This window comes from Corynebacterium mendelii (assembly GCF_017307055.1).
In the GTDB taxonomy this organism is placed as follows: domain Bacteria; phylum Actinomycetota; class Actinomycetes; order Mycobacteriales; family Mycobacteriaceae; genus Corynebacterium; species Corynebacterium mendelii.
Window position 1 is genome coordinate 238,134 of record NZ_JAFLEQ010000017.1, and the last position, 21,607, is coordinate 259,740.

The 21,607-nt window shown below is 63.1% G+C and carries 17 protein-coding genes; 6 read left to right on the forward strand and 11 right to left on the reverse strand.

Going from position 1 to position 21,607, the window contains the following annotated elements; all coding sequences use genetic code 11:
• Positions 1–67: 67 nt before the first annotated feature.
• The 6 genes from grpE to JZY06_RS11360 form a co-directional block, all read right to left on the reverse strand.
• Complete coding sequence (gene grpE / locus JZY06_RS11335) at positions 68–682, reverse strand: nucleotide exchange factor GrpE (protein WP_207279667.1); 615 nt, start codon at positions 680–682, stop codon at positions 68–70.
• Between the two features lie 3 nt (positions 683–685).
• Positions 686–2,527, reverse strand: a complete 1,842-nt coding sequence (gene dnaK, locus JZY06_RS11340) for a molecular chaperone DnaK (protein WP_207279668.1) — start codon at positions 2,525–2,527, stop codon at positions 686–688.
• A 464-nt stretch (positions 2,528–2,991) separates the two neighbouring features.
• Entirely contained in the window at positions 2,992–3,564 is a 573-nt protein-coding gene (locus JZY06_RS11345) for a hypothetical protein (protein ID WP_207279669.1), read from the reverse strand.
• A 234-nt stretch (positions 3,565–3,798) separates the two neighbouring features.
• Positions 3,799–4,347: a hypothetical protein gene (locus JZY06_RS11350; RefSeq protein ID WP_207279670.1), complete on the reverse strand. Its 549-nt coding sequence runs from the start codon at positions 4,345–4,347 to the stop codon at positions 3,799–3,801.
• 241 nt (positions 4,348–4,588) lie between these two features.
• Positions 4,589–5,095, reverse strand: coding sequence for a hypothetical protein (locus JZY06_RS11355; RefSeq protein ID WP_207279671.1), 507 nt, complete (start codon positions 5,093–5,095; stop codon positions 4,589–4,591).
• A gap of 84 nt (positions 5,096–5,179) precedes the next feature.
• A complete protein-coding gene (locus tag JZY06_RS11360) occupies positions 5,180–5,707 on the reverse strand; it encodes a hypothetical protein (RefSeq protein WP_207279672.1) in 528 nt (175 codons plus the stop codon).
• 283 nt (positions 5,708–5,990) lie between these two features.
• On the opposite strand from JZY06_RS11360, the gene JZY06_RS11365 reads away from it, so the two are divergent.
• Positions 5,991–7,376 carry an AI-2E family transporter gene (locus JZY06_RS11365; protein WP_207279673.1) on the forward strand — a complete coding sequence of 462 codons (1,386 nt, stop codon included), beginning with the start codon at positions 5,991–5,993 and terminating at the stop codon, positions 7,374–7,376.
• A gap of 778 nt (positions 7,377–8,154) precedes the next feature.
• Here JZY06_RS11365 and JZY06_RS11370 read toward each other — a convergent pair.
• Positions 8,155–8,682, reverse strand: a complete 528-nt coding sequence (locus JZY06_RS11370; protein ID WP_207279674.1) for an META domain-containing protein — start codon at positions 8,680–8,682, stop codon at positions 8,155–8,157.
• A gap of 204 nt (positions 8,683–8,886) precedes the next feature.
• Complete coding sequence (locus JZY06_RS11375; RefSeq protein ID WP_207279675.1) at positions 8,887–9,525, reverse strand: nucleosidase; 639 nt, start codon at positions 9,523–9,525, stop codon at positions 8,887–8,889.
• 215 nt (positions 9,526–9,740) lie between these two features.
• On the opposite strand from JZY06_RS11375, the gene JZY06_RS11380 reads away from it, so the two are divergent.
• The 5 genes from JZY06_RS11380 to JZY06_RS12390 all read left to right on the forward strand — a co-directional run bounded on the left by JZY06_RS11380 (position 9,741) and on the right by JZY06_RS12390 (position 18,158).
• Positions 9,741–12,740, forward strand: a complete 3,000-nt coding sequence (locus tag JZY06_RS11380) for a (Fe-S)-binding protein (protein WP_207279676.1) — start codon at positions 9,741–9,743, stop codon at positions 12,738–12,740.
• A 240-nt stretch (positions 12,741–12,980) separates the two neighbouring features.
• A complete protein-coding gene (locus tag JZY06_RS11385) occupies positions 12,981–14,315 on the forward strand; it encodes a pyridoxal phosphate-dependent aminotransferase (RefSeq protein ID WP_207279677.1) in 1,335 nt (444 codons plus the stop codon).
• A gap of 149 nt (positions 14,316–14,464) precedes the next feature.
• A complete protein-coding gene (locus JZY06_RS11390) occupies positions 14,465–15,079 on the forward strand; it encodes a hypothetical protein (RefSeq protein ID WP_207279678.1) in 615 nt (204 codons plus the stop codon).
• A 126-nt stretch (positions 15,080–15,205) separates the two neighbouring features.
• Positions 15,206–16,207 carry a hypothetical protein gene (locus JZY06_RS11395; protein ID WP_207279679.1) on the forward strand — a complete coding sequence of 334 codons (1,002 nt, stop codon included), beginning with the start codon at positions 15,206–15,208 and terminating at the stop codon, positions 16,205–16,207.
• 145 nt (positions 16,208–16,352) lie between these two features.
• A complete protein-coding gene (locus tag JZY06_RS12390; RefSeq protein WP_242516957.1) occupies positions 16,353–18,158 on the forward strand; it encodes a YibE/F family protein in 1,806 nt (601 codons plus the stop codon).
• Positions 18,159–18,185: 27 nt separating this feature from the next.
• Here JZY06_RS12390 and JZY06_RS11405 read toward each other — a convergent pair whose 3' ends face one another.
• From JZY06_RS11405 to JZY06_RS11415, 3 genes are read right to left on the reverse strand one after another with little or no spacing between them, the layout of a single operon-like run.
• Positions 18,186–19,547 carry a UDP-glucose dehydrogenase family protein gene (locus JZY06_RS11405; protein WP_207279680.1) on the reverse strand — a complete coding sequence of 454 codons (1,362 nt, stop codon included), beginning with the start codon at positions 19,545–19,547 and terminating at the stop codon, positions 18,186–18,188.
• A gap of 57 nt (positions 19,548–19,604) precedes the next feature.
• Positions 19,605–20,681, reverse strand: a complete 1,077-nt coding sequence (locus tag JZY06_RS11410; protein WP_207279681.1) for a permease — start codon at positions 20,679–20,681, stop codon at positions 19,605–19,607.
• Positions 20,678–21,550 carry a TIGR03943 family putative permease subunit gene (locus tag JZY06_RS11415; protein ID WP_207279682.1) on the reverse strand — a complete coding sequence of 291 codons (873 nt, stop codon included), beginning with the start codon at positions 21,548–21,550 and terminating at the stop codon, positions 20,678–20,680. The genes JZY06_RS11410 and JZY06_RS11415 overlap by 4 nt, the downstream gene beginning before the upstream one ends.
• Positions 21,551–21,607 lie beyond the last annotated feature (57 nt).

Consider the following 21,607-nt stretch of genomic DNA (forward strand, 5'->3'; position numbering starts at 1 on the left):
CGTCGGCTGCCGCCGCCACAGTCCGGTCGTGGGTGTGTGCGGCTGTTGTTTTTTCTTCAGCCGCCTGTTATTCGGCGGGGCTGTCGGCATCGGCGATGATCACCATCGCGGTGCGCACCAGCCTGTCGCCGAACATGTATCCCGGACGCAGCACCGTACCGATGACTTTGTCGTCGCCGGAGGAGATGTCCTGGACTGCTTCGTGGATCTCCGGGTCGAAACCGTCGCCCGGGTCACCGAAGCGTGTCACGCCCAGCTTGCCGAAAGTGCCGGTGATTTTGTCGTGGACCGCTTTGAGCGGCCCGGTGAGATCACCGTGCTGGTCGACCAAGTCCAGATCATCCATGACGGGCAGGAATTCGGTGACCACCGAGGATTTGGCGTGGGCCACCAACGCGTCACGTTCCCGGGCGGTGCGCCTGCGGAAGTTGGCGTATTCGGCGGTTACCCGCTGCAGATCCTCGGTACGTTCGGCAAGCTGATCTTCCACCGTGGGATTCGATGATTCTTCCTCACCTGCGCTGTCACCGTTGTCCCCGGCGGCGGAAGCGTCGGCTTCCGCCGCATCCGGGGTGTCGTTACCCGCGTCGAGGTCGGCCGTGTCCGGTTGTTCCTGTTCCGGGTTGACCGGTTGGTCAGTCCCGGCGCCGGGGGTTTCCGGCTTCGATTCGGGGTTCGACATTGTCTACTTCTTTTCCTCTTCGTCGTCGACTACTTCGGCATCGACCACATTGGGGTCGGCTTCCTCGCCCGCGGCGGCACCGGCCTCGGTGGAACCCTTGGCGGCTTCCGCCTCGTAGATGGCCTTGCCCATCTCCTGGGACTGCTTGGACAGTTCATCGACGGCGTCCTTGATGGCGTCGATGTCATCGCCCTTGAGAGCCTCATCGACCTTGGTGGCGGCCTGTTCGACCTTGGTCTTCAGATCCTCGGCCACCTTGTCGGAGTTGTCCTCGAGGAACTTGCGGGTCTGGTAGGCCATGGACTCGGCCGAGTTACGGACTTCCTGCTCCTCGCGACGCTTCTTGTCCTCGTCGGCGTGGGCTTCGGCGTCCTTGATCATCCGGTCGATCTCTTCCTGGGACAGGCCCGAACCATCCTGGATCTTGATGGTGTTTTCCTTGCCGGTGCCCTTGTCCTTGGCGGTGACGTGGACGATACCGTTGGCGTCGATGTCGAAGGTGACCTCGATCTGCGGGATACCGCGCGGGGCCGGGGCGATGCCACCGAGTTCGAAGGAACCCAGCTTCTTGTTCATCGAGGCCATTTCACGCTCACCCTGGAAGACCTGGATCTGCACCGACGGCTGGTTGTCCTCAGCGGTGGTGAAGGTCTCCGAACGCTTGGTCGGAATGGTGGTGTTGCGCTCAATCAGCTTGGTCATCACGCCACCTTTGGTTTCAATACCCAGCGACAGCGGGGTGACATCCAGCAGCAGGACGTCTTTGACCTCGCCGCGCAGCACACCGGCCTGCAGGGCGGCACCGACGGCCACAACCTCATCGGGGTTGACGCCCTTGTTGGGCTCGCGGCCACCGGTGAGTTCCTTGACCAGTTCCTGCACTGCCGGCATACGGGTGGAACCACCGACCAGCACCACGTGGTCAACTTCCCCGATCGACATGTCGGCGTCGCGGATGACCTGGTTGAACGGCTTCTTGCAGCGCTCCAGCAGATCGGAGGTGATGCGCTGAAATTCGGTGCGGGTCAACGTCTCGTCGAGGAACAGCGGGTTCTTCTCGGAGTCGACGGTGATGTAGGGCAGGTTGATCGAGGCCTGCTGGGAGCTCGACAGCTCAATCTTGGCTTTCTCCGCGGCTTCGCGCAGCCGCTGCAGGGCCATCTTGTCCTTGGTCAGGTCGATGGAGTGCTGCGACTTGAATTTCTCGACCAGCCAGTCAACCACCCGCTGATCCCAGTCGTCGCCGCCGAGCTCGTTGTCGCCGGAGGTGGCCACCACTTCGACGACACCGTCGCCGATTTCCAGCAGGGAGACGTCGAACGTACCGCCACCCAGGTCGAAGACCAGAATGGTCTGTTCCTTGTCACCCTTTTCCAGGCCGTAGGCCAAAGCAGCGGCGGTCGGCTCGTTGACGATGCGCAGCACGTTCAGGCCCGCGATCTGGCCGGCTTCCTTGGTGGCCTGACGCTGGGCGTCCTCGAAGTAGGCTGGAACGGTGATCACCGCGTCGGTGACATCCTCCCCCAGGTAGGCCTCGGCGTCACGCTTCAGCTTCATCAGGGTGCGGGAAGAGATTTCCTGCGGGGTGTATTTCTTCTCGTCGATCCCGACGGTCCAGTCAGAACCCATGTGGCGCTTGACGGAGCGGATGGTCCGGTCGACGTTGGTGACCGCCTGGTTCTTGGCGGACTGTCCGACGAGTACTTCACCGTTCTTGGCGAAGGCGACGACGGACGGGGTGGTGCGGGAACCCTCGGCGTTGGCGATAACGGTGGGCTCGCCACCCTCGAGGACGGCAACAACCGAGTTCGTTGTGCCGAGGTCAATTCCTACTGCTCGTCCCATGATGTGAATTCTCCTTGTGAAATCTTTGCTTTTAGTCGACCGGTTATCATCCCCGGCCCCTCGACAAAAGGTACGCCGGACAATCTACCAGTCGCCTTGAGTGTGTTCCACTCAATGTCTGTCACACTGCACAACGGGGCAAACCCCAGACTTGTTCCACATGGACTCAACTTTTTACTGTGAGCTGCATCACTATCTACAAACCCCCTGTTCAGAAAGCTTTTTCACGCCGCCCCACACCACCGGGGCAGAACAGTTTTCCCACCGACAGACGGGGTAGCGGGCAGAAACACCCACCACACGGCACGGCGCACCAGCCCCTGACCCACCGTCCGCAGCAGGCGGACACACTGTCCGATCACAGTCGGACATGACAAACGGGTCGACCCATTCCCGTCAGATTGAGTCGGCCCGTATCAAGTCTTTGCACGGTGCCAGCCCGGCCACCGCACCGGTGGCGGGAACTACCCCGACAGCCCGGACGATCCGAAGAAGCTGGCCAGCAGGCCCCGGTTTCCGGAAGGGGAAGGATCAGGCGCTGGCCGGGACTTGTTGAGGTAACCGTCGCAGGCGTGGGGCAACTGCTCATCAAAGGAGGTCTTGATCGGCTTTTTCCCGACGAAGAAGTGGCACTGGTCAGCACCGGCAATAAAAGCATCGGTGACCTCCCGGCGAATCTGTTCCTTGATTTTCGCCACGTCACCACCGCCGTAATCGACACTGTTGCCCGGGTCAAAGGTGTCTTGCGCAAAGACGTATTTACGCACTCTTTCCTCGGTGGTCTGCACCAGGTAGCACTTCGGATCAACATCCCTGGGTTCACGCCTGAACGCCATCGGACGCATCGCGAAACATGTTTTCTCGTCGGGGTTTGTGTACTTGGCGATGTGATCGTCGCGGTAGTCCTGCCAGGTCTGCTTTTCCCGCTGGCCCTGCGCCTGCGCCCCCGGCGCGACAACGAGACTGGTTCCCGCCAGCATGAGTGCGGCAACCAATGATCCCGCACGCTTGATGCGCCTGGTAGATACTGCGGACACGGATACTCCTCCACTTCTTCAAGGCCACAGACGGTACCGGCGCGATCATGCGCACCCAGTGCGGCTCACGGTGAAGTTTAGTCGATCACACGCTGTGTGAACAGTGTTCAGAAACACAATCACCCCACTATCCATAGGTGCGGAATTCAGGGTGCCGGCAGGTTGCCCCCGATAAAAGACGACGCCCGGTGACGCTGTGCGCCACCGGGCCAGTCACACGGGATGCAGGCAGACTTATTTGTTGCCGGACAGGCTCGAGGAAAATCCGTCGAACAGGGAACTCAGGATCTTGGTGATTCCGGTGTCCTCGGACTCTTGGCTGCTCTTCCTGTCGAATTCCTTGAGGGCTTTGTCGGCGTCCCCCTCGTTCTTTTCGGTCAGGGCGCCACAGGCCACAGACTTGGCGGCGATTTTACGAATCGCCAGCCCGTAGAGCCTGTCGCGAGTACCGGCATCGACGATGCTCGGCGTCACAGGTGTTGTCTCAGTGATGACTTCATCCAGCACGTTGTTGAACGCCGCCTTGATTGGCTTGTTGTTTTCCAACAGTGTGACGGCGGCCGTGAAATCCAAGCCTTCAATCGTGGCCTCCGCGTTGAACCTGTCTTTGAGAACCTTCTCGATTTGTCCCTTTTCACACTTGTTCGGGAACATCGAATCGATCTGCTGTTCAATGGGACCCTTGGCTGCTTCGTAGATGTCGATGGCCCCTGCAACTCCGGCACTGCCGGTGACAAGCAGTACGGCAGTGGCACCTGCGGCTGCAAACTTCTTCAATTTCATGGGCTTTCCTTCTCTGCTGGGAGGTGATTTGCGGTGGATACGACCCGGCGTAGAACAGCGTGAGTCAACCCGGTTCGCTGCCACACACTGTAATCCTGTGTGCAAAAGCTGCTGCCGGGGTGAAATCTTTTTGCCCCCCGGCAGACAGCACCGTCGGCGGGGCGTGCACCCCACCGGCGGCTGATGGAACCGATCACCGGGCGACACAACCGTGGCCGTCGCCCGCCTGCGCGTTCGTCAATCAGGAAGAAAACGACTGGATGACAAAGGGGATCTCAGCGACCACACCAGCCGGATCGATGGTGGTGTGGGCGGCGTTGCCCTTGGCCAGTGCCGCGTCGTATTCCTTGTCGGCGGTGTTGTCCGGGTCGGCAATGAGGTTGCAGTCGGCAACTTTCTTCAGGGTTCCGGCGATACCGAGTTCAATGAGGTCCTGCCGGACTGCCGGCGGCACCATTTTTGCCCGGGTTCCAGCGCCCTGGTCGATGCGGCGGGACATGTACTCATCGATGATCGGATTGGCGTTGACGGCGGCTTTCGCCTGCTCGAAGGTGCTGCCGGGAACATAGCCCATCATCGGGGCATGCCCGCGCATGAATGTGCAGTCCTGGCTGTCGATGAACTTGTTGACGCCTTCGGCACCGCGGGTCCAGGACTCTTTGGCCGCGAAACCGGCGGCCTGGGCGGGGGCGAAACAGGATGCGGCCACCGCGATGCAGGCGGTGATGGCAGCGGTTTTCTTCTTCATGAGTGTGGGTCTCCTTACAGGGACGGGGAAAGTGGATCAAGCAAACAACCGCGGTTTTTCCCGGACCGCGAACAGACGGCGGGATCAGGATTCAGATGATCCGGACGATCCCATCAGGCTGGACAGCAGGCCGGGTGTTTCCGACAGCACACCGGTGACGGTGACCTCACCGTAGGCGGCGTTACCGTCCGCGATCTGCCGGTTGTAGTCTTTGTCGGCTTGATGGTCCGGGTCGATGACCAGGTCGCATTCGGCGGCTTTTTTCAGGGTTCCGGCAATCGAGAGATCGATAAGCCGTGCCCGCACATCGTCGGGGATCGCCTTCGCCCAGTCACCGGCACCCTGGTCGATGCGGTCGGACATGTAGCCGCGCACGAAGGTGCTGCCGGTGAGGACTATTTTCGCCTTCTCGTAGGACACCCCCGGGACAAAGCCCATCAGGGTCGAGTGCTTCGTCATAAAGGTGCAGTCCTGGCTGTTGACGAAGGAAGTCACGCCGTCGGCGCCGTGGGTCCAGGACTGTGTGGCCGCGATACCGGCGGCCTGGGCGGGAACTGCGCACGATACTGCCAGTGCCACGGATGCTGCCAGGGTGGTTAATGTGCGTTTCATCATCGGTGATGCCTTAGGTGTCGGTGGCTGGTGGAACTGTCGCCGGCGGCAGGGCTGCCGGGACGGTGTGCCACCACAGAGTGTAACCGGTGGGCACAGGTGTGCCTTGCCGAAACAGTCGACAGCCCAGCAGCAGCATCACCCGCCGTCAACCAACCGGGCAACACCGGTGACAAAACTCACATTCACCGGGTGTTGACCTCACCGGTGAACCAGGGCATTTTATGCCCTGTAGCTGCTCTGTTGACCTGAATAAGCATCACTGTGGAATGATTGGACATTTATGAGCGAGAACAAGGCTGAAAACGGCGCTGACCGTGCCCCCGAGGGCACGATGTCCAGTCCCTTAACCGATGCTGTTGAAGGTGCCTCCCCTGCCGCACCAACCATCAGTGTCACCGCGGATCAGCCCATTGACCGGGGTCTGATTATCGGCCGGGACGGCCGGTGGGTCGCCGGCTGGGCGCTGCGGCTGATTGTGATCGGTTTCGCGGCATTTATGGTCTGGAACATTCTGGACAAACTGTGGACCGGGCTGCTGCCCGTGCTGCTGGCTATTTTGGTCTCCACTGTGTTTTGGCCGCCGGTGCGCTGGCTGCGCGACCACAAGGTGCCGGCCACCCTGGCCGTGGTGATCGTGCTGATCAGCGGTTTCGGTATTTTGGGCGGCATTTTCGGGGCCATGGCACCGCGGGTGGCCGACCAGTCGACACTGCTGTACAAGCAGGCGCTGGAAGGTGTTGACCGGCTGCAGCAGTGGATCGAAAACGGTCCGTTGAACATCAACGCCGACCAGATCAATGCGGTGGCCCAGGATGCGGCCGTCAAACTGCAGGAACAGGCCGCCAATATCGCCACCGGTGTGGCCGCGGGCCTGTCGACCGCATCATCTGTCGCGGTGACAACCGCACTGATGCTGGTGCTGACATTCTTCTTCCTCAAAGACGGCCACAAATTCCTGCCGTGGGTGCGCAAAAACGCGGGCAACAACGTCGGCTGGCATTTGACTGAGGTACTCACCCGCACCTGGAACACCCTGTCCGGCTACATCCGCGCCCAGGCTGCGGTCGGTTTGCTCGATGCCGTGTGCATCGGTGCCGGCCTGATGCTCATGGGCGTTCCCCTGGCCTTCGTGCTGGCGGTGATCACCTTCTTCGGTGGGTTCATCCCGATTGTCGGCGCGGTGTCGGCCGGTGTGCTCTCGGTGCTGGTCGCCCTGGTCTCCAACGGTGTGACCACAGCCATTTTCGTGTTGATCCTGATCCTGGTGGTCCAGCAGCTGGAAGGCAATGTCTTCTCCCCGATGCTGCAGTCGAAGGCGATGAACCTGCACCCGGCTATTGTGCTGCTGTCGGTGACAGTCGGCGGCACCCTGTTCGGCATTGTGGGCGCCTTCCTAGCAGTCCCCTGCGCCGCCACGCTGGCTGTGTGGCTGCGCTACCACGCGGAACTGGTCTCCCTGCGCACCGGTGAAATCACCGTCGATGACATTGAGATCGTCACCGCCCAGGGCTCAAGCACCTTCAATCCCTCCGAAGGCCTGATGAAAGTCCGCGACAGGTTTTCCTCCCTCATGCCCGCCGGCAACCATCAGCAAGACAGCGACGACGAGGACGGTGACGGGGACGGGGAATCCGGCAGCAGCAACTCCCGTGCCGACAGTCACTGACGCGGCCCCTGTCTAAAACAACCACTCCGGTCGACCCGCCCAGCGGGTCGGCCGGTTTTTCCATGCTCCTGGTTCTTTCCCGAACAGCTCGTCACAGTGAGGTTTCCGGCACCGGTTAATCCGTACCGGATGCGGTGGAGCAGTACTGCCTCAAGCGGGCCGCGGATCACCGTTTTTCGGGGGTGGGATAACAGACGTCTGTTATTACGCGAGCCGATAGCGTGCATATTTACCGAACCATCCCTTGAAGAGGATATTTTTTGGGGGTGGTGGTGCTGCGGGGTTCCAGCGGCTGCTGATGGTGAATGCGAAGCCGTGGCAGCTGTTGGCCAGAGAGATCGTGGTGGCACTGGCATTGACAGCAACGTGGCCTTCAGCAAGGAAATCCCGCAACCCGCGCGTGTGGGTGGACCCACAGGTGGCCCGGGTCGATGACATGTGGCCCAGTTCCACCAGCCCCCATTTCGTGATGACGACAGGTGCTGCGGGCACGGCGCAGCCGTATCTGACACGCACCCAAACTGGTAGTGCGGCGACTGCCCGGTGGCGGCGACACGGTCGACAGACACTGCCACCGACCGGTCGATGGTGTTGACCAGATGATGCCCACCCGGTCTTCCACCAGCACCCGGCAGCCAACAGTGATCACGGCGCCGGGAATTGTTCCCGTGACATCAAGGGATGTCTTCGTGCAACGCCAATCCCCCGGTATGTTTCACCGGCACCCCGGCGGCGTGGGGCCACCGGGTAGGCCAGGCGAAAGAAGGAAAAGTTAGTGTTATTTCCCGTTCAAGGGTGCAAACTGCAGTGCCGCCCCGTCCCGGGATATCCAGTAGGTGGTGCCATCCAGCCACAGGCCGGCCCCGTCAGCCACCACGGTATGGAAGGCCATGGACGCAGCGCCCGAAGCCCCCGGGCAGGCCATTCTGGTGACCGCGAACCCGTCGGTTTTCAAGGTTGCTTTTCCAGTCACCGACACCGTGCCGTGGCCAGTGTTGCAGCCGTCGTTGATATCCAGGCCGATGGCCTCGGCGGACACCTTTCCACCGGGCGGACCGGCGGGTCGAAGTATCTGGCCGGGATGGGTGATCCCCACCAGACCGGCGGCAACAACAGCAGCCATCTCATCCGGATCGGTGACACGCACCGCCGAGGAAGCAAGTGTGTCTGTTGCAGCGGCCGCGGCGGCACCGCCGGGGGATGGTTGGGTCGGCGGCTCTTTGTGCCCCATGGCCACAACACCGGTGATCACTGCCACCACCAGCAGCACTGCGGCCACCACAGTATGCGCACCAGGCAGGTTCACGGCGCGTCCTCCTTACCGAACAGTTCTCATAGCGTGCTTTTTAAAATACAACCGGGCACAACCACATCAGCCGAACCGGTGGCGCCGTCTTCTTCCGGCCGGGACGACCGGATTGGCCGACGGCCGCCACCAAAAGTGTGACAGATCAGGCGGCAACCGGACCAGTCTTTTCCTTGAAGCCACACATTCCGGGGTGGCCCCCGGTCAGCGGAACTCCCGGCGGGCCGGATACGGGGGCACAACCACGGTCCCTTTCTCAAGGTAGGTTTTCAGTGCCTGGCCCAGACTCCGTGACGAACCCGGCACCGCATCCGCCCACTCGGCCACGGCTTTCTCGTCGGCCATATCGCTGGTCTGTTTGATCAGGGTGACCGGAATACCGAACCGGTAGCCGACATAGGCGACCGCGTAGCCCTCCATCTCCACCAGGGAGGCTTTCTGTGCGAGACGGTTTTTGGTGGCTGAATCGGCGACGAAACTGTCACCGGTGGCCAGCACCGCCTCCGGCAGCACCCCGGTGGTGGCCAGCACCAGGTCGTTGAGCATCGGTTTACCGTCGATGGCTTCCAGCACATCGTCGTTGAAATCGTGCTTGTAGACCCAGGAGACCTCGAAAAACCCGGAGACCCCCTCTTTCAGTGCCCCGGCGGTACCCAGATTGATCAGACAGGACGGGGCAATCCCCCGGGAGGCAGCATCAACAATCAGTTCAGTCAACGTCAGAGTGGCCGCCAGTGTGCCCACACCGGTGACCACCACCGGAAGATCAGTGTCCAAGTGGCGGGCTTCGCCCTGTGTGGCCGAAACCACCAGTGGGATGTTGTTAACAATCGGATTATCCATACCCCCCACTTTAATTGCGTAACGCGACACCGCGCCTTCTTCGGTGGTGGCCGGAGTCCGCCTGCCCAACCCGACGGTTTTCCCGCAGCCCATCCGGCTTCTACAGTAAGTGGGACACACCCGCCCCGCTGCCACCGGAAACGACATGCGGCACTTTGTGCCCCACAGTTGCAGCACACCATCCGAAGTCGATCACAAGGCCCGCTGAAACCCCCATGCCAGACGTTGATTCCACCACCGCAACCGTGACGATGATCCTCGGGATCACCGGGGTTGTGCTGTCGGTTCCGGCATGGCTGTTTTTCCTCCGCGGGGCCCGGGGTCTGTGGAAATTCATCACCTCAGGAACACCACTTCCCGGTAGATTCAACCGCCCGTTCACCCGCCTCGCCACCCTGGTCAAAGAGGTTGTCTTCCATTCGGAGATGGCCCGCAAACCGGCGGTGGCCATCGCCCACTGGTTCGTCATGGTCGGGTTCCTGGTGGGTTTCATCCTCTGGTTCGAGGCCTACATCCAGACCTTCAACCCGCACGGCGGCTGGCCGGTGGTCAGCCACTGGCCGATCTACCACCTGCTCGACGAAATCCTGGGACTCGGGACCGTGCTGGGCATCATGTTTTTGGTTCTGGTGCGACTGAACAGCCGGGTAAAAGAAAGACTGAGCCGTTTCTACGGCTCCAACCAGCTGGCCGCCCGCTTCGTCGAAGCCGTGGTCTTTGTTGAAGGTGCCGGCATGATCCTGGTCAAAGCCGGGAAAATCGCCACCTACCCCGACCATACGCCGAACCCGTGGACCGATTTTGTCACCATGCATGTGGCCACACTGCTGCCCGCCTCGGCCATCATGGTCAGCTGCTTCGCCCTGATGAAACTGCTCTCCGGTCTGGTGTGGCTGTTCGTGGTCGGCAAACAACTGTCCTGGGGTGTGGCCTGGCACCGGTTCCTCGCGTTTTTCACCATCTTCCTGCAGAAAAACCCCGACGGAAGCAATGCCCTGGGTCCGGTGCAGCCCATGTACTCGTCCGGTAGACCAATCACCCTGGACACAGCCGACCCCGACACCGACACCATCGGGGTGGGCCATCTTCCCGACGCTTCCTGGAAGATGCTGCTCGACTCGGCCACCTGCACCGAATGCGGCCGCTGCCAGGAGATGTGTCCGGCCTGGAACACCGGCAAACCGCTCAGCCCCAAAAAATTCATGATCGACATCCGCGACGCGGCGATCAAAAACTCTTCTTACCTTGTCGACCCTTCTCTCCTGGAAGGGACACAAGACGATGCCCACGCCGGGCTGGATGTGCTGCGCATGACCGGCCGATCAGCCATCATCGACCCCGATGAGCTGTGGAGCTGCACCAACTGCGGCGCCTGTGTCGAACAATGCCCGGTCGACATCGAGCACATCGACCACATCACCAACCTGCGTCGCTTCGAGGTTCTCATCGAATCCGAGTTCCCCAGCGAACTGACCGGGATGTTCAAGAACTTAGAGACCAAGAAAAACCCGTGGGGCCGCAACGCCAAAGACCGGGAAGACTGGATCAGCAAAGCCAGGAAAAACGGTGTCGACGTTCCGGTTCTCGGCGAGGACGTCACCGATTTCAGCGACCTGGAATACCTGTTCTGGGTCGGCTGCGCCGGCGCCTTCGACGACCAGGCTGTCAAAACCACCGTGGCTGTGGTGGAACTTCTGCACACCGCGGGCGTGAAATTCGCGGTCCTGGGCAAAGCCGAGGGTTGTACCGGTGATCCAGCTCGCCGGGCGGGCAACGAATTCCTGTTCCAAATGCTGGCAGAGGACAATATTGCACTGCTCAACGACACCTTTGACGGGGTGCCGAAAGGACAGCGCAAAATCATCACCACCTGCCCGCACTGCTTTAACACGCTGCGCAACGAATACCCCGATTTCGACGGACACTTTGACGTGTTCCACCACACCCAGCTGCTGAACAGGCTGGTGCGCGACGGTCTGTTGACACCGGTCCCCCGGACAGACAAGAACCGCAAGCCGGTCACCTACCACGACCCGTGTTTTTTGGGACGGCACAACAAAGTCTTCGACCCGCCGCGGGAACTGATCGGTGCCACCGGCGCCGATTTAAAAGAGATGGACCGCAACAAAAACCAGGGTTTCTGCTGTGGTGCCGGCGGCGCCCGGATGTTCATGGAAGAAAAACTGGGTACCCGCATCGCCGACAACCGGGCGGAAGAAGCAGTCGCCACCGGGGCGGAAGAAATCGCGGTCGGCTGCCCGTTTTGCAACGTGATGCTCACCGGCGGGGTGAAAGCCGTCAGTGACGCCCCCGCAGACGAACAACCGGTGGTCAAAGATGTCGCCCAGATGCTGCGCGACAATGTGTTGGTCGACGGCAAACTCCCCACCCCCAGAGACAAACAGTTTCTTGAACCGCCGACACGCGGCCTGACAGATCTTGGGCTGACGTCTGTCCGTCACCTGCCTCCCACGGCAGACTCTGAAAAGACAAAAACAAAGCCGCAACAACAGACGCCTGTCACGCCGTCCCCGGCAAAAGACAACCAGCCCTCCGGCGCTGCTACCCCAGGTACAGCAACACCCAGACCAACCGTCCCCCAAGCACCAGGTGCCGCCAAACCGGCAGCACCGGGATCCGCACGAGCCGCCACACCCAAAGCACCCGGTACGGCAACCCCCAGACCAACCGTCCCCCAAGCACCAGGATCCGCAAAACCAGCAGCACCAGGATCAGCAAAACCTGCAGCACCAGGGTCTGTACGACCAGCTGCCCCCAAAGCACCCGGTGCGGCGAAACCAAAAAACATCACGCCCCAAGCACCCGGCGGAGCAAAACCAGCAGAACCAGGATCAGCAAAACCTGCAGCACCAGGGTCTGTACGACCAGCTGCCCCCAAAGCACCCGGTGCGGCGAAACCAAAAAACATCACGCCCCAAGCACCCGGCGGAGCAAAACCAGCAGCACCAGGATCAGCACGACCCGCCACACCCAAAGCACCCGGTACGGCCACACCCATACCAGCTGCACCAAAAGCACCCGGCGCCGCCAAACCCAAAGCCCCAGGATCCGCAAAACCAGCAGCACCAGGATCGGCAAAACCTGCAGCACCAGGGTCTGTACGACCAGCTGCCCCCAAAGCACCCGGTGCGGCAAAGCCCGGGGGAATCCGGCCGCCCGGGGCGGCGAAGCCTGTCACCAACGACAAGGAGTAGATGCGGTTTTACGCGGGGTTGGCAGCCGGTGCTGCGTCGCTGCGGTGGTCCGGGCAGCTGTGGGTATGGAGTGCTTTCTTCCCGCCGGTGTTTTCGTTCAGACTGGCCAGAGCTGGTTGTTGGGGAAAACGGGACTAACTGTCCTTTCACTGTCCCAGGGCTGCAAGGGGTCGCAGCGGGTGCGGTCCCATCTGGTGGGTGATCCGGCACGGGTGGCTGTGACGTGGCAAAATGGTCCGCATGGCCTCCAAGAAAAAGATCGACGACCAGCGACCCGACAGTGAGATTCCCGGTGACGGCCCCATTGTGACCACCACCCACACCGATCCCGCGACCGGTGAAGTGAAACGGCGCAAGCGCCGCGCCTTCACCACGGCGGAAAATCTCTCCAATGTGCAGTACGAAATTCGTGGGCCGATCGCCCAGGAGGCCGAGCGGCTGGAATACCACGGCCACTCGATTTTGAAGCTGAACACCGGTAACCCGGCTGTGTTCGGTTTCGATGCCCCCGATGTGATCATGCGTGACATGATTGCCGCGCTTCCCACGTCCCAGGGCTATTCCACCTCCCGCGGCATCCTCTCGGCGCGGCGGGCGATTGTCACCCGCTACGAACTGGTGGAGGGATTCCCCGACATCGATGTCGATGATGTGTGGCTGGGCAACGGTGTCTCGGAACTGATTTCCATGTGCACCCAGGCGCTGCTCAACCCCGGCGATGAGGTGCTGGTCCCGATGCCGGACTATCCGCTGTGGACCGCCTCGACGAACCTGGCCGGCGGCAAGGCGGTGCACTACCGCTGCGACGAGAACAACGAGTGGAATCCGGATATCGAGGACATCAAAGCCAAGGTGAGTGACAACACCCGGGCGATTGTCATCATCAACCCGAACAACCCCACCGGTGCGGTGTATTCGAAGGATGTTCTCAAGCAGATCGTGCAGATCGCCCGGGAACACGAGCTTTTGATTTTCGCCGATGAAATCTATGACCGGATTCTCTTCGACGATGCGGTGCACCATTCGGTGGCCGCCCTGGCCCCCGACCTGGTGGTGGTCACCTTCAACGGCCTGTCGAAGGCGTACCGGGTGTGCGGCTACCGGGCGGGCTGGATGATTGTCACCGGCCCGAAGAAGGTGGCGAAGGGTTTTGTCGACGGCGTGAATCTTTTGTCGGGTATGCGGTTGTGCCCGAATGTGCCGGCCCAGCATGCCATTCAGGCGGCGCTCGGCGGCAAGCAGTCGATTTTCCAGTTGACGGCAAAAACCGGCCGCATCTACGAGCAGCGGGAAATCGCGTGGAAGAAACTCAACGAGATCCCGGGCGTGTCCTGTGTCAAGCCGATGGGTGCGCTGTACGCCTTCCCGAAGCTGGATTTGGACTACTACGACGTCGATGATGATGCGAAGCTGATGCTGGATCTGTTGCGCCAAGAGCACATTCTCATGGTGCAGGGAACCGGCTTCAACTGGGACAAACCCGACCATTTCCGGGTGGTGTTCCTGCCGCGGGCCAACGAGCTGGCTGAAGGCATTGACCGGCTGGGGAATTTCCTGGCCGACCGGGTCCGCTGAGATTTTTCAACGAAATCCCGCTGCCGTGCACCGGTGTGTTTTCTCCCCCGCTGCGCAGCGCCGGTGACGGTTGACGGAATGGTTTTCTGTGGTGGAGTGTCGGTGAGATGTCCTTGTCCGGTGGGCCTGCACACACTGGTGCATCCGGTGTGCCCACCGCTTTTTGTGTGCCGGGCGCCGGGGCGAGTCTGCTGGCCAGAGAAATAGAAACCCTGTGGTTGACAACCGGTGACCGGCCCCGGGTGCGGGCGGTCATGGTCGATGCGGTGGGGCTTGCCGCCGCCCTGGGGCTTCACGCCCCGGCGGCTGTGCTGGTTGAGGACACGGCCACCGGTTTCGGCGGGGAGTCTGTGGCCGCGATGCTCGCCGAACTGTCGGTTCCGGTTGCCTGTGGGATGCTGGTCACCGGCTACGGGGGTGGGCACAGGGCACACGGCAGGTATGCGGGTCTGGACCGGGTGGATCCGGCAGACGGTGACACTGTGGTGGCCCGGTGGCTGGACAATGCTGTTGCCACCCGGCGCGCGGACTCGCCGAAATTAGAGGATCTGGCCGCCCACCGGTGGCCGGCCCGGGTGACTGTGCCGCTGGATGTGGAGGAAGCCGTCATCGTCGAATTGGCGGGACGGGGGTTAAGCGACCGGGCGATCGCCCACCGTCTGGGCTGTCCGGCCCGCCAGGTCAGCGCCACCGCCCACCGGTTGACCATGCTGGCCGGGGCACCCAACCGGCTGGCGCTGCCGATGACGGTGCGGGGGCTGTAGCGGGCACAGTCAATCCCCCCCGCCGGTGGCACAATATGGGCAGGTGCATATGCGCCCGCCCGTTGTTGTTTTGCCGATCAATCCGTCCTTTTCTTCCCGTGGGTTTTGCCCCGACCAGGAGATGCTGTGCCCCGCAGACACCGTCTGACCATGCCGAACCGGCCGACAATCGTGATCATTGTGGTGGTTGCGGTGTGTTTCGGACTGTATTTGAAATGGACCGCCCAACCGGCCCCGCCCGGCCCGGGTGTCGATATCGCCCGCCAATCCGGTGCCACCGGCCATCCGGCGGCAACCGGTGCACCAGCTGCCGCAACTCCGGCGGCGACCGCCACCGGTGAACCGGATCCAGCAACAGGGACACCGGTGCCGGCCGGGTCCAGCACCGGCACACCCACCCCGCTGGCACAGACCAGCACCCCCACCCCGACCACTGCGGCGGCGACACCGTCTTCCACCCCGCCGGACACCTCACCTGCCCCGGGTACCGCTGCCACGGTCCACCGGGATGCGGTCGGTCATCTGGTGGTGCAGCCGAACAATCCGGGCGGTGATCCGCTGCCGCAGGTCACCACATCTGATCAGCCCACCCCACTGGACGGGGTTGAGGCCGGGTACACCCCTTCTGTGGTGGTGGTGCAGTGGCAGCGGCTGCGCCCGGCCACCGCGACCTCACAGGCGTTTGATATCGCGGTCTCAGCCACCGACGGACCCACCGCCGTCGACAATGGGGTGCCCACCGGTTTCGCCCGCACCCCGCTCGGGGCGGCCCTGGCGGCGTGGGCGATCTACCAGTCGGTGGGCCGCGGCGGCGAAGCGGCCACCCGCGCTGTCCTGGAATACATCACCGACCCGCAGCTGGTGGCCACGGCCACCCAGATGGCGGCCACTCCCGGCGGCACCCAGTGGCCCACCGGGGAAAGCCTGGGCACCAGCCGGGGGTTCACCGTCACCGACTACAGCCCCGACAGGGCAACAATCAGATACGCCATCCCCGCCGGCGGGAATTGGCGGGCGGTGGAACTGTCGGTGGTCTACACCGACGGCAGGTGGACGATGGGGGCGCCAAAGCAGGGAAAGTTCACGATCATCACCGCCGAGGAGGAAGCCGCCTACACCCAGTGGTAGCAGCGCACCTGCGGCCGCGGGCCTGCCCTACCGGGTCATCTTCGGGCGGGATACCGGCGTCAATGGCAGAATATGGGATACACCGGCAGGTGATCATCCGGGCTGCGGCATCTCTGCCACAGGCACAAGAAAGGCCACCGCGCACATGGGTTCACAGCACAACCGTTTCCGGGACAGCGCCGCCACCCCCGGCCCATTGACGCCGGCGCATGTCCCCTTCCTCGACGAAGACACACCACCGCCGACCGGCTCCACCCCAGTGCCCAAACGCCCGGCCGCAGACGGCCTGCGGCCGGTTGACGGGGCGCGTGACGGGCACAGCCTCCCCTGTGCGCCGGGACCTGCAACCGGGCCACTGACCATTCCGGACAAGCTGGCTGATGCGGTAACCGCCAGCCCAGCAGCCGGGAAAAAAGACCCCCCGCCCCCGGCGGCCGGCACTCAGCCCGCCCGGCCGGTCGCTTCCCCCACAGACCCCCGCCACATAACAGCCACCGGGATCACACGGGCTGATCTGCCCGCCATTGCCGGAAACTCGCAGGCGCAACGCGACCGGGCTGTTGTGGGGCCGCCGGACAGCGGCCCACGGCACACCCCCGCCCCGCAGACACCACCGGCGGCAGCAGATGCGGCCACCCCGGACAGTGCCCGCAGGCAGGCGGCTGCCGCAGCCCATCTGGCAGCCCACGGTATCGGCCCGGACGGGAAGAAAACAGCCCCCCGTCCCGGCGAGAACATTGTGACCCTGCCGCGGAAAATACTGGCCGGTTTCCTTTCCCTGGCGTTTATTGTCACCGTCATCGGTGTCATCATGATCTGGCCGGGCGACACCGAGCCGACCATCCGGCCCGAATTCACACAGAATTCGGCGATGAGCCACCAGGTTGCCGCCGGCACGGTGATCATCACCGATGACGGACCCTGCAATTCACCGTCGGTGGGCCGGGTGTTTGATTCCGCGCCCGCCACCCCGGTGCAGCCGTCGGACAACACCTGCACCCAGGCGATTATCGAGATAACCTCCGGGCCGGATGAGGGTCGGCGCACCATGCTGCTGCTGGCGGGCACACCGGGGGATCCCACGCTTGCCCAGGGTGATGCGATCACCCTGCAGCTGACCACCACCAGCGACGGCACCAACGGCTACAGTTTCCTCGACTACCAGCGCACCGTGCCGCTGGCCTGGTGGGTGATTGTGACCCTGGTGGCGGTCGTTGCGGTCGGTGGTTTCGTCGGTTTCCGCTCCATCATCGGTTTGCTGGTCACCCTGGCGGTGGTGGGTTTCGTGCTGCTGCCGGGGCTGCTGCGCGGCGGGGATCCGCTGATTCTGGCCACTGTGTGCGGCTCAGCGGCGCTGTTTCTGGCTTTGTACCTGGTGCACGGAGTGACCTGGAAAACCTCTTCGGCCCTGGCGGGAACTCTCATCGCCCTGTTTCTGGCGACCTGGCTGGCCCGCATCGGCATTGAGGGTATCCGGCTGCGGGGCCTGGGCAGTGAGGACAATCTGCTCATCCAGCTGTATCTGCCGGATGTCACCGTGCAGGGGCTGATGCTGGCCGGTTTCATCATCGGTTCTCTCGGGGTGCTCAACGATGTGACGATCTCCCAGGCATCCACGGTCAACGAGTTGGCGCACCTGGATCCGAAAGCCACCCCGCTGCGGCTTTTCACCGGGGCGATCCGGGTGGGCCGCGACCATATTGCCTCGATCATGTACACCCTGGTGCTGGGCTACACCGGTGCCGCGATACCGCTTCTGCTGCTGCTCTCGGCGGCGGACAGGCCCTTGGGGCAGGTGCTGACCAGCGACATTATGGCCACCGAGATTCTGCGCAGCGCCGTCGGCGCCCTGGCGCTGACTCTGGCGGTGCCGATCACGACCCTGATCGCGGCGTTCACCGCCGTCACCGGCCCCGGCGACAGCCACGACCACAGCCACGGCCACAGCTAACCGCCGCCCGCCCGGGTGGTGGGCGTGCTAGAGGTTCCCGCGGCCCAGACAGCTGACCTGCCAGCCGGCGGCCCGCCAGGCACCGGTGTCCAGGCAGTTGCGTCCGTCGACCATGATCCGGCGGTGGACCACTTCGCCGGCGGCATGCGGGTCAAGGTCGATGAACTGCGCCCATTCGGTGGCCACCCCGACAGCATCGGCGCCGCTGAGCGCATCCGTGATATCGGCGGCGTAGCGCAGCGTCGGGTAGAGCTTTTTCGCCCCGCCCATCGCCGCCGGGTCGAAGACGCTGACATCGGCGCCCATCAGCGACAGGGCACCGGCAACAGCCAGGGCCGGCGAGTCACGCACATCATCGGAGTTCGGTTTGAAGGCGCAGCCTAGAATCGTGATCTTTTTCTTCGCCACACTGCCACCCAGGCACTGGCCGATCAGCTGCACCATTTTCTCCCGGCGGCGCAGGTTGATCGTGTCGACCTCCCGCAGGAAAGTCAACGCCTCATTGGCCCCGAGTTCCCCGGCCCGGGCCATAAAAGCCCGGATGTCTTTGGGCAGGCAGCCGCCGCCGAACCCCAGTCCCGCGCCCAAAAACTTGTTGCCGATGCGCTCATCCATCCCCAGCGCCTCAGCCAGCCGCACCACATCCGCCCCGGCGGTTTCACACACTTCGGCCACCGCGTTGATGAAGGAAATCTTGGTGGCCAAAAATGCGTTCGCCGATACTTTCACCAGCTCCGCGGTGGCGGTGTCGCAGACCAGAAACGGGGTTCCCTCCCCGATGGGGGTGGCATAGATTTCTTCCACCCGCCGGACAAGCGCGCCCGCCGACAACGGGTCATCGGCGCTGGAGTCGGGGGCGGTCTTATCGTCAATGCCGATGACAATACGGTCCGGGTGCAAAGTGTCGTCGACGGCGTGGCCCTCCCGCAGAAACTCCGGGTTCCAGATGACCGCGAACCGGGCGGTGTCACCGGCGAAGCCGTGGGCCACACGCTCCAGCTGTTTCGACATGCCGACCGGCACGGTGGATTTACCCATGATGACATGGTCACCGGTGCAGTGGCGGGCCAGGCTTTCCACCGCGGCGGTGACATAGCCGGTGTCAGCGGCATGGGAGTTGGCTGACTGCGGGGTGCCGACACAGATGAAATGCACATCGGCGAAAGCCGCCGCTTCGGCGAAATCCGTGGTGAAACGGATCGACCCGGCAGCAACCGTGCGCGCCAGCAGCTCATCCAGGCCGGGTTCGAAAAACGGCACCCGGCCTGCGGCGGCCGCCTCCACTTTCGCGGTGTCCACATCGACCCCGATGACGTCGTGCCCGAGACTGGCCATGCACACCGCATGGGTCAAACCCAGGTACCCGATTCCGATCACAGACAGTTTCATACACACATCTTTACCCGGACAAGCTGAACGGGCGGGCGCACCCCGGTAAACCGCACCTTACAGCCGGCCGAAAAAAAGGAATCCGACCACTGCCGCGGCACCGAGCGCGCACACCAGCACCAACGGAACGAACCGGGTGACAAACCGCCAGCCGAAATGACCGGACTGCATGGCCACCAGTTTGATGTCGACCATCGGCCCGACCACCAGAAAAGCCAGCTGCGCGGTGGGAGAGACGGCGGTAAACGAGGCGGCGACAAAAGCATCGGCTTCACTGCACAGCGACAGCACAATGGCGAAAAGGGCCATCACCGCAATGGCGGCCAGCGGGGTGGAGGCCAGGCGGATGAACCAGGTGACCGGCACCACCACTTTGATCAGCCCGGCGATCATGGCGCCCAGCACCAAAAACCCGCCCGCCCGGGTGAGATCCTCTATCGCGGTGTCCTGGAACATGTGCCACCGCTCCCGCCGGGTGAGGCTGGTGTTGTTCTCCCCCGCCCCGCAGCAGGTGTCGCGGCAGCTCGACTGTTCATCGACGAGATGATCCCAGCCGGCCGCCACCCACAGCCATCCGGCCAGCAGCACAGCCAGGAAACTGGCGGTAAACCGCGCCCACACCATCTCCGGGAGGGCATAGAAGGCCACCGCCGTGGACACAATCACCACTGGGTTCACCGCCGGGGACGCCAGCATGAACACCAGGGCCGCGGCTTTGGGCACCCCGGCGCGCATAAACGATGCCGCCACCGGGACGGAGGCGCATTCACAGCCCGGCAGCCCGATCGCCGCGGTGGCCGCCACCGGCACACTGGTGAACTGGTTTGTCGGGGTGATCCGCTGCAGCAGCCCGACGGGAAGAAATGCACTTATCACAGCGGAGACCACCACGCCGAGCACCAGAAAAGGCAGGGACTGGATGGCCACCGCAATGGTGATCGCCGCCCACGAGTTGACTTTCGCCGGAAGCGGCGCAACCGGATTGTCCCAGCTGCCCGGACCGGTGGCGAACTGGGTGTAGACCACCAGGGCGATACCGGCGGCCGCCAGCGCCAGCATGATTTTTTTGCCGTGGCCTGTATCCGCCTCGGCGGCGGGGGCAGTCGGCGGTGACAACGGTTGGGTGACGGTCATGACAGGTAGGGCGCTTTCGGCTGGTGGATCGGTTCGATGGATGCCGGAGAAAGGGTGGGGGTTGATTGTCCGGGAACAATGGTGCCGGTGACGGTGACCCAGGTGTCGTCGTCGAAGGTCTCCTCGGTGTCGAGGACCGCGGTGTAGGCGATCGCGTCGGCGGCGCAGCAGTAGATTTTGAAACGGTTGAGCATGATCTGGCCGGCCCCGCCGGCAGGGCCGGCGTCACTGTCCCGGCCCGGCTCGACACCGGTGACTTTTTTGTGGGAGATAAACCCGATCACCGACAGTTGTTTTCCCTCCAGTTTCGCCGGGTCATCGAAGTTGAAACGGTCGGAGAGTTCTTCCAGGGTCATCTCGTTGACCCCGCTGTCGCTAAGCTCCGGGAAACTGATGCCGCTGCTGGCTTTGGCCGCTCTGGCGGTGCGCGCCACCCGGTTGTCGCCGCCGGTTGTCGTCGACGACAGCATTGCCGCCCCCAGTGGGGAGGGTGCGCACAGGCTCACCAAGGCGACCGGAACAACCAGCAGCCACATCACCGACAGCCGGGAACCGACGGGCCGCCACTGCCCGCGGCCCCGCCACAGTACAGCGGCGGAAAGCACCAGGACCGCCAGCGCGACAACCCCCAGAATCGGCAGCCAGAAGCCGCGCACATAGTTTCCCGCCCGGCCGGTTGCCACCAGCGCACCAACCATGGTGGCAAAGACCAGCCACACCGCGGCGCTGCGCTGGGCGGCGCGCCCGGGAGCCGTGCCACCACTGTGGCTGTGGGCGTGACTGTGCCCGCCGTGCGGGTCCTCCGGTGGGGTGGCGGCGGATACACGATCCTGTCCCCGCGGGTCGGTGGTGTGGTGTGCGCCGGTCATAGCGGCAGTGTGCTCCTGGGATGGGAAAGGAAAAACAGTGGCGGACACAACAACGGC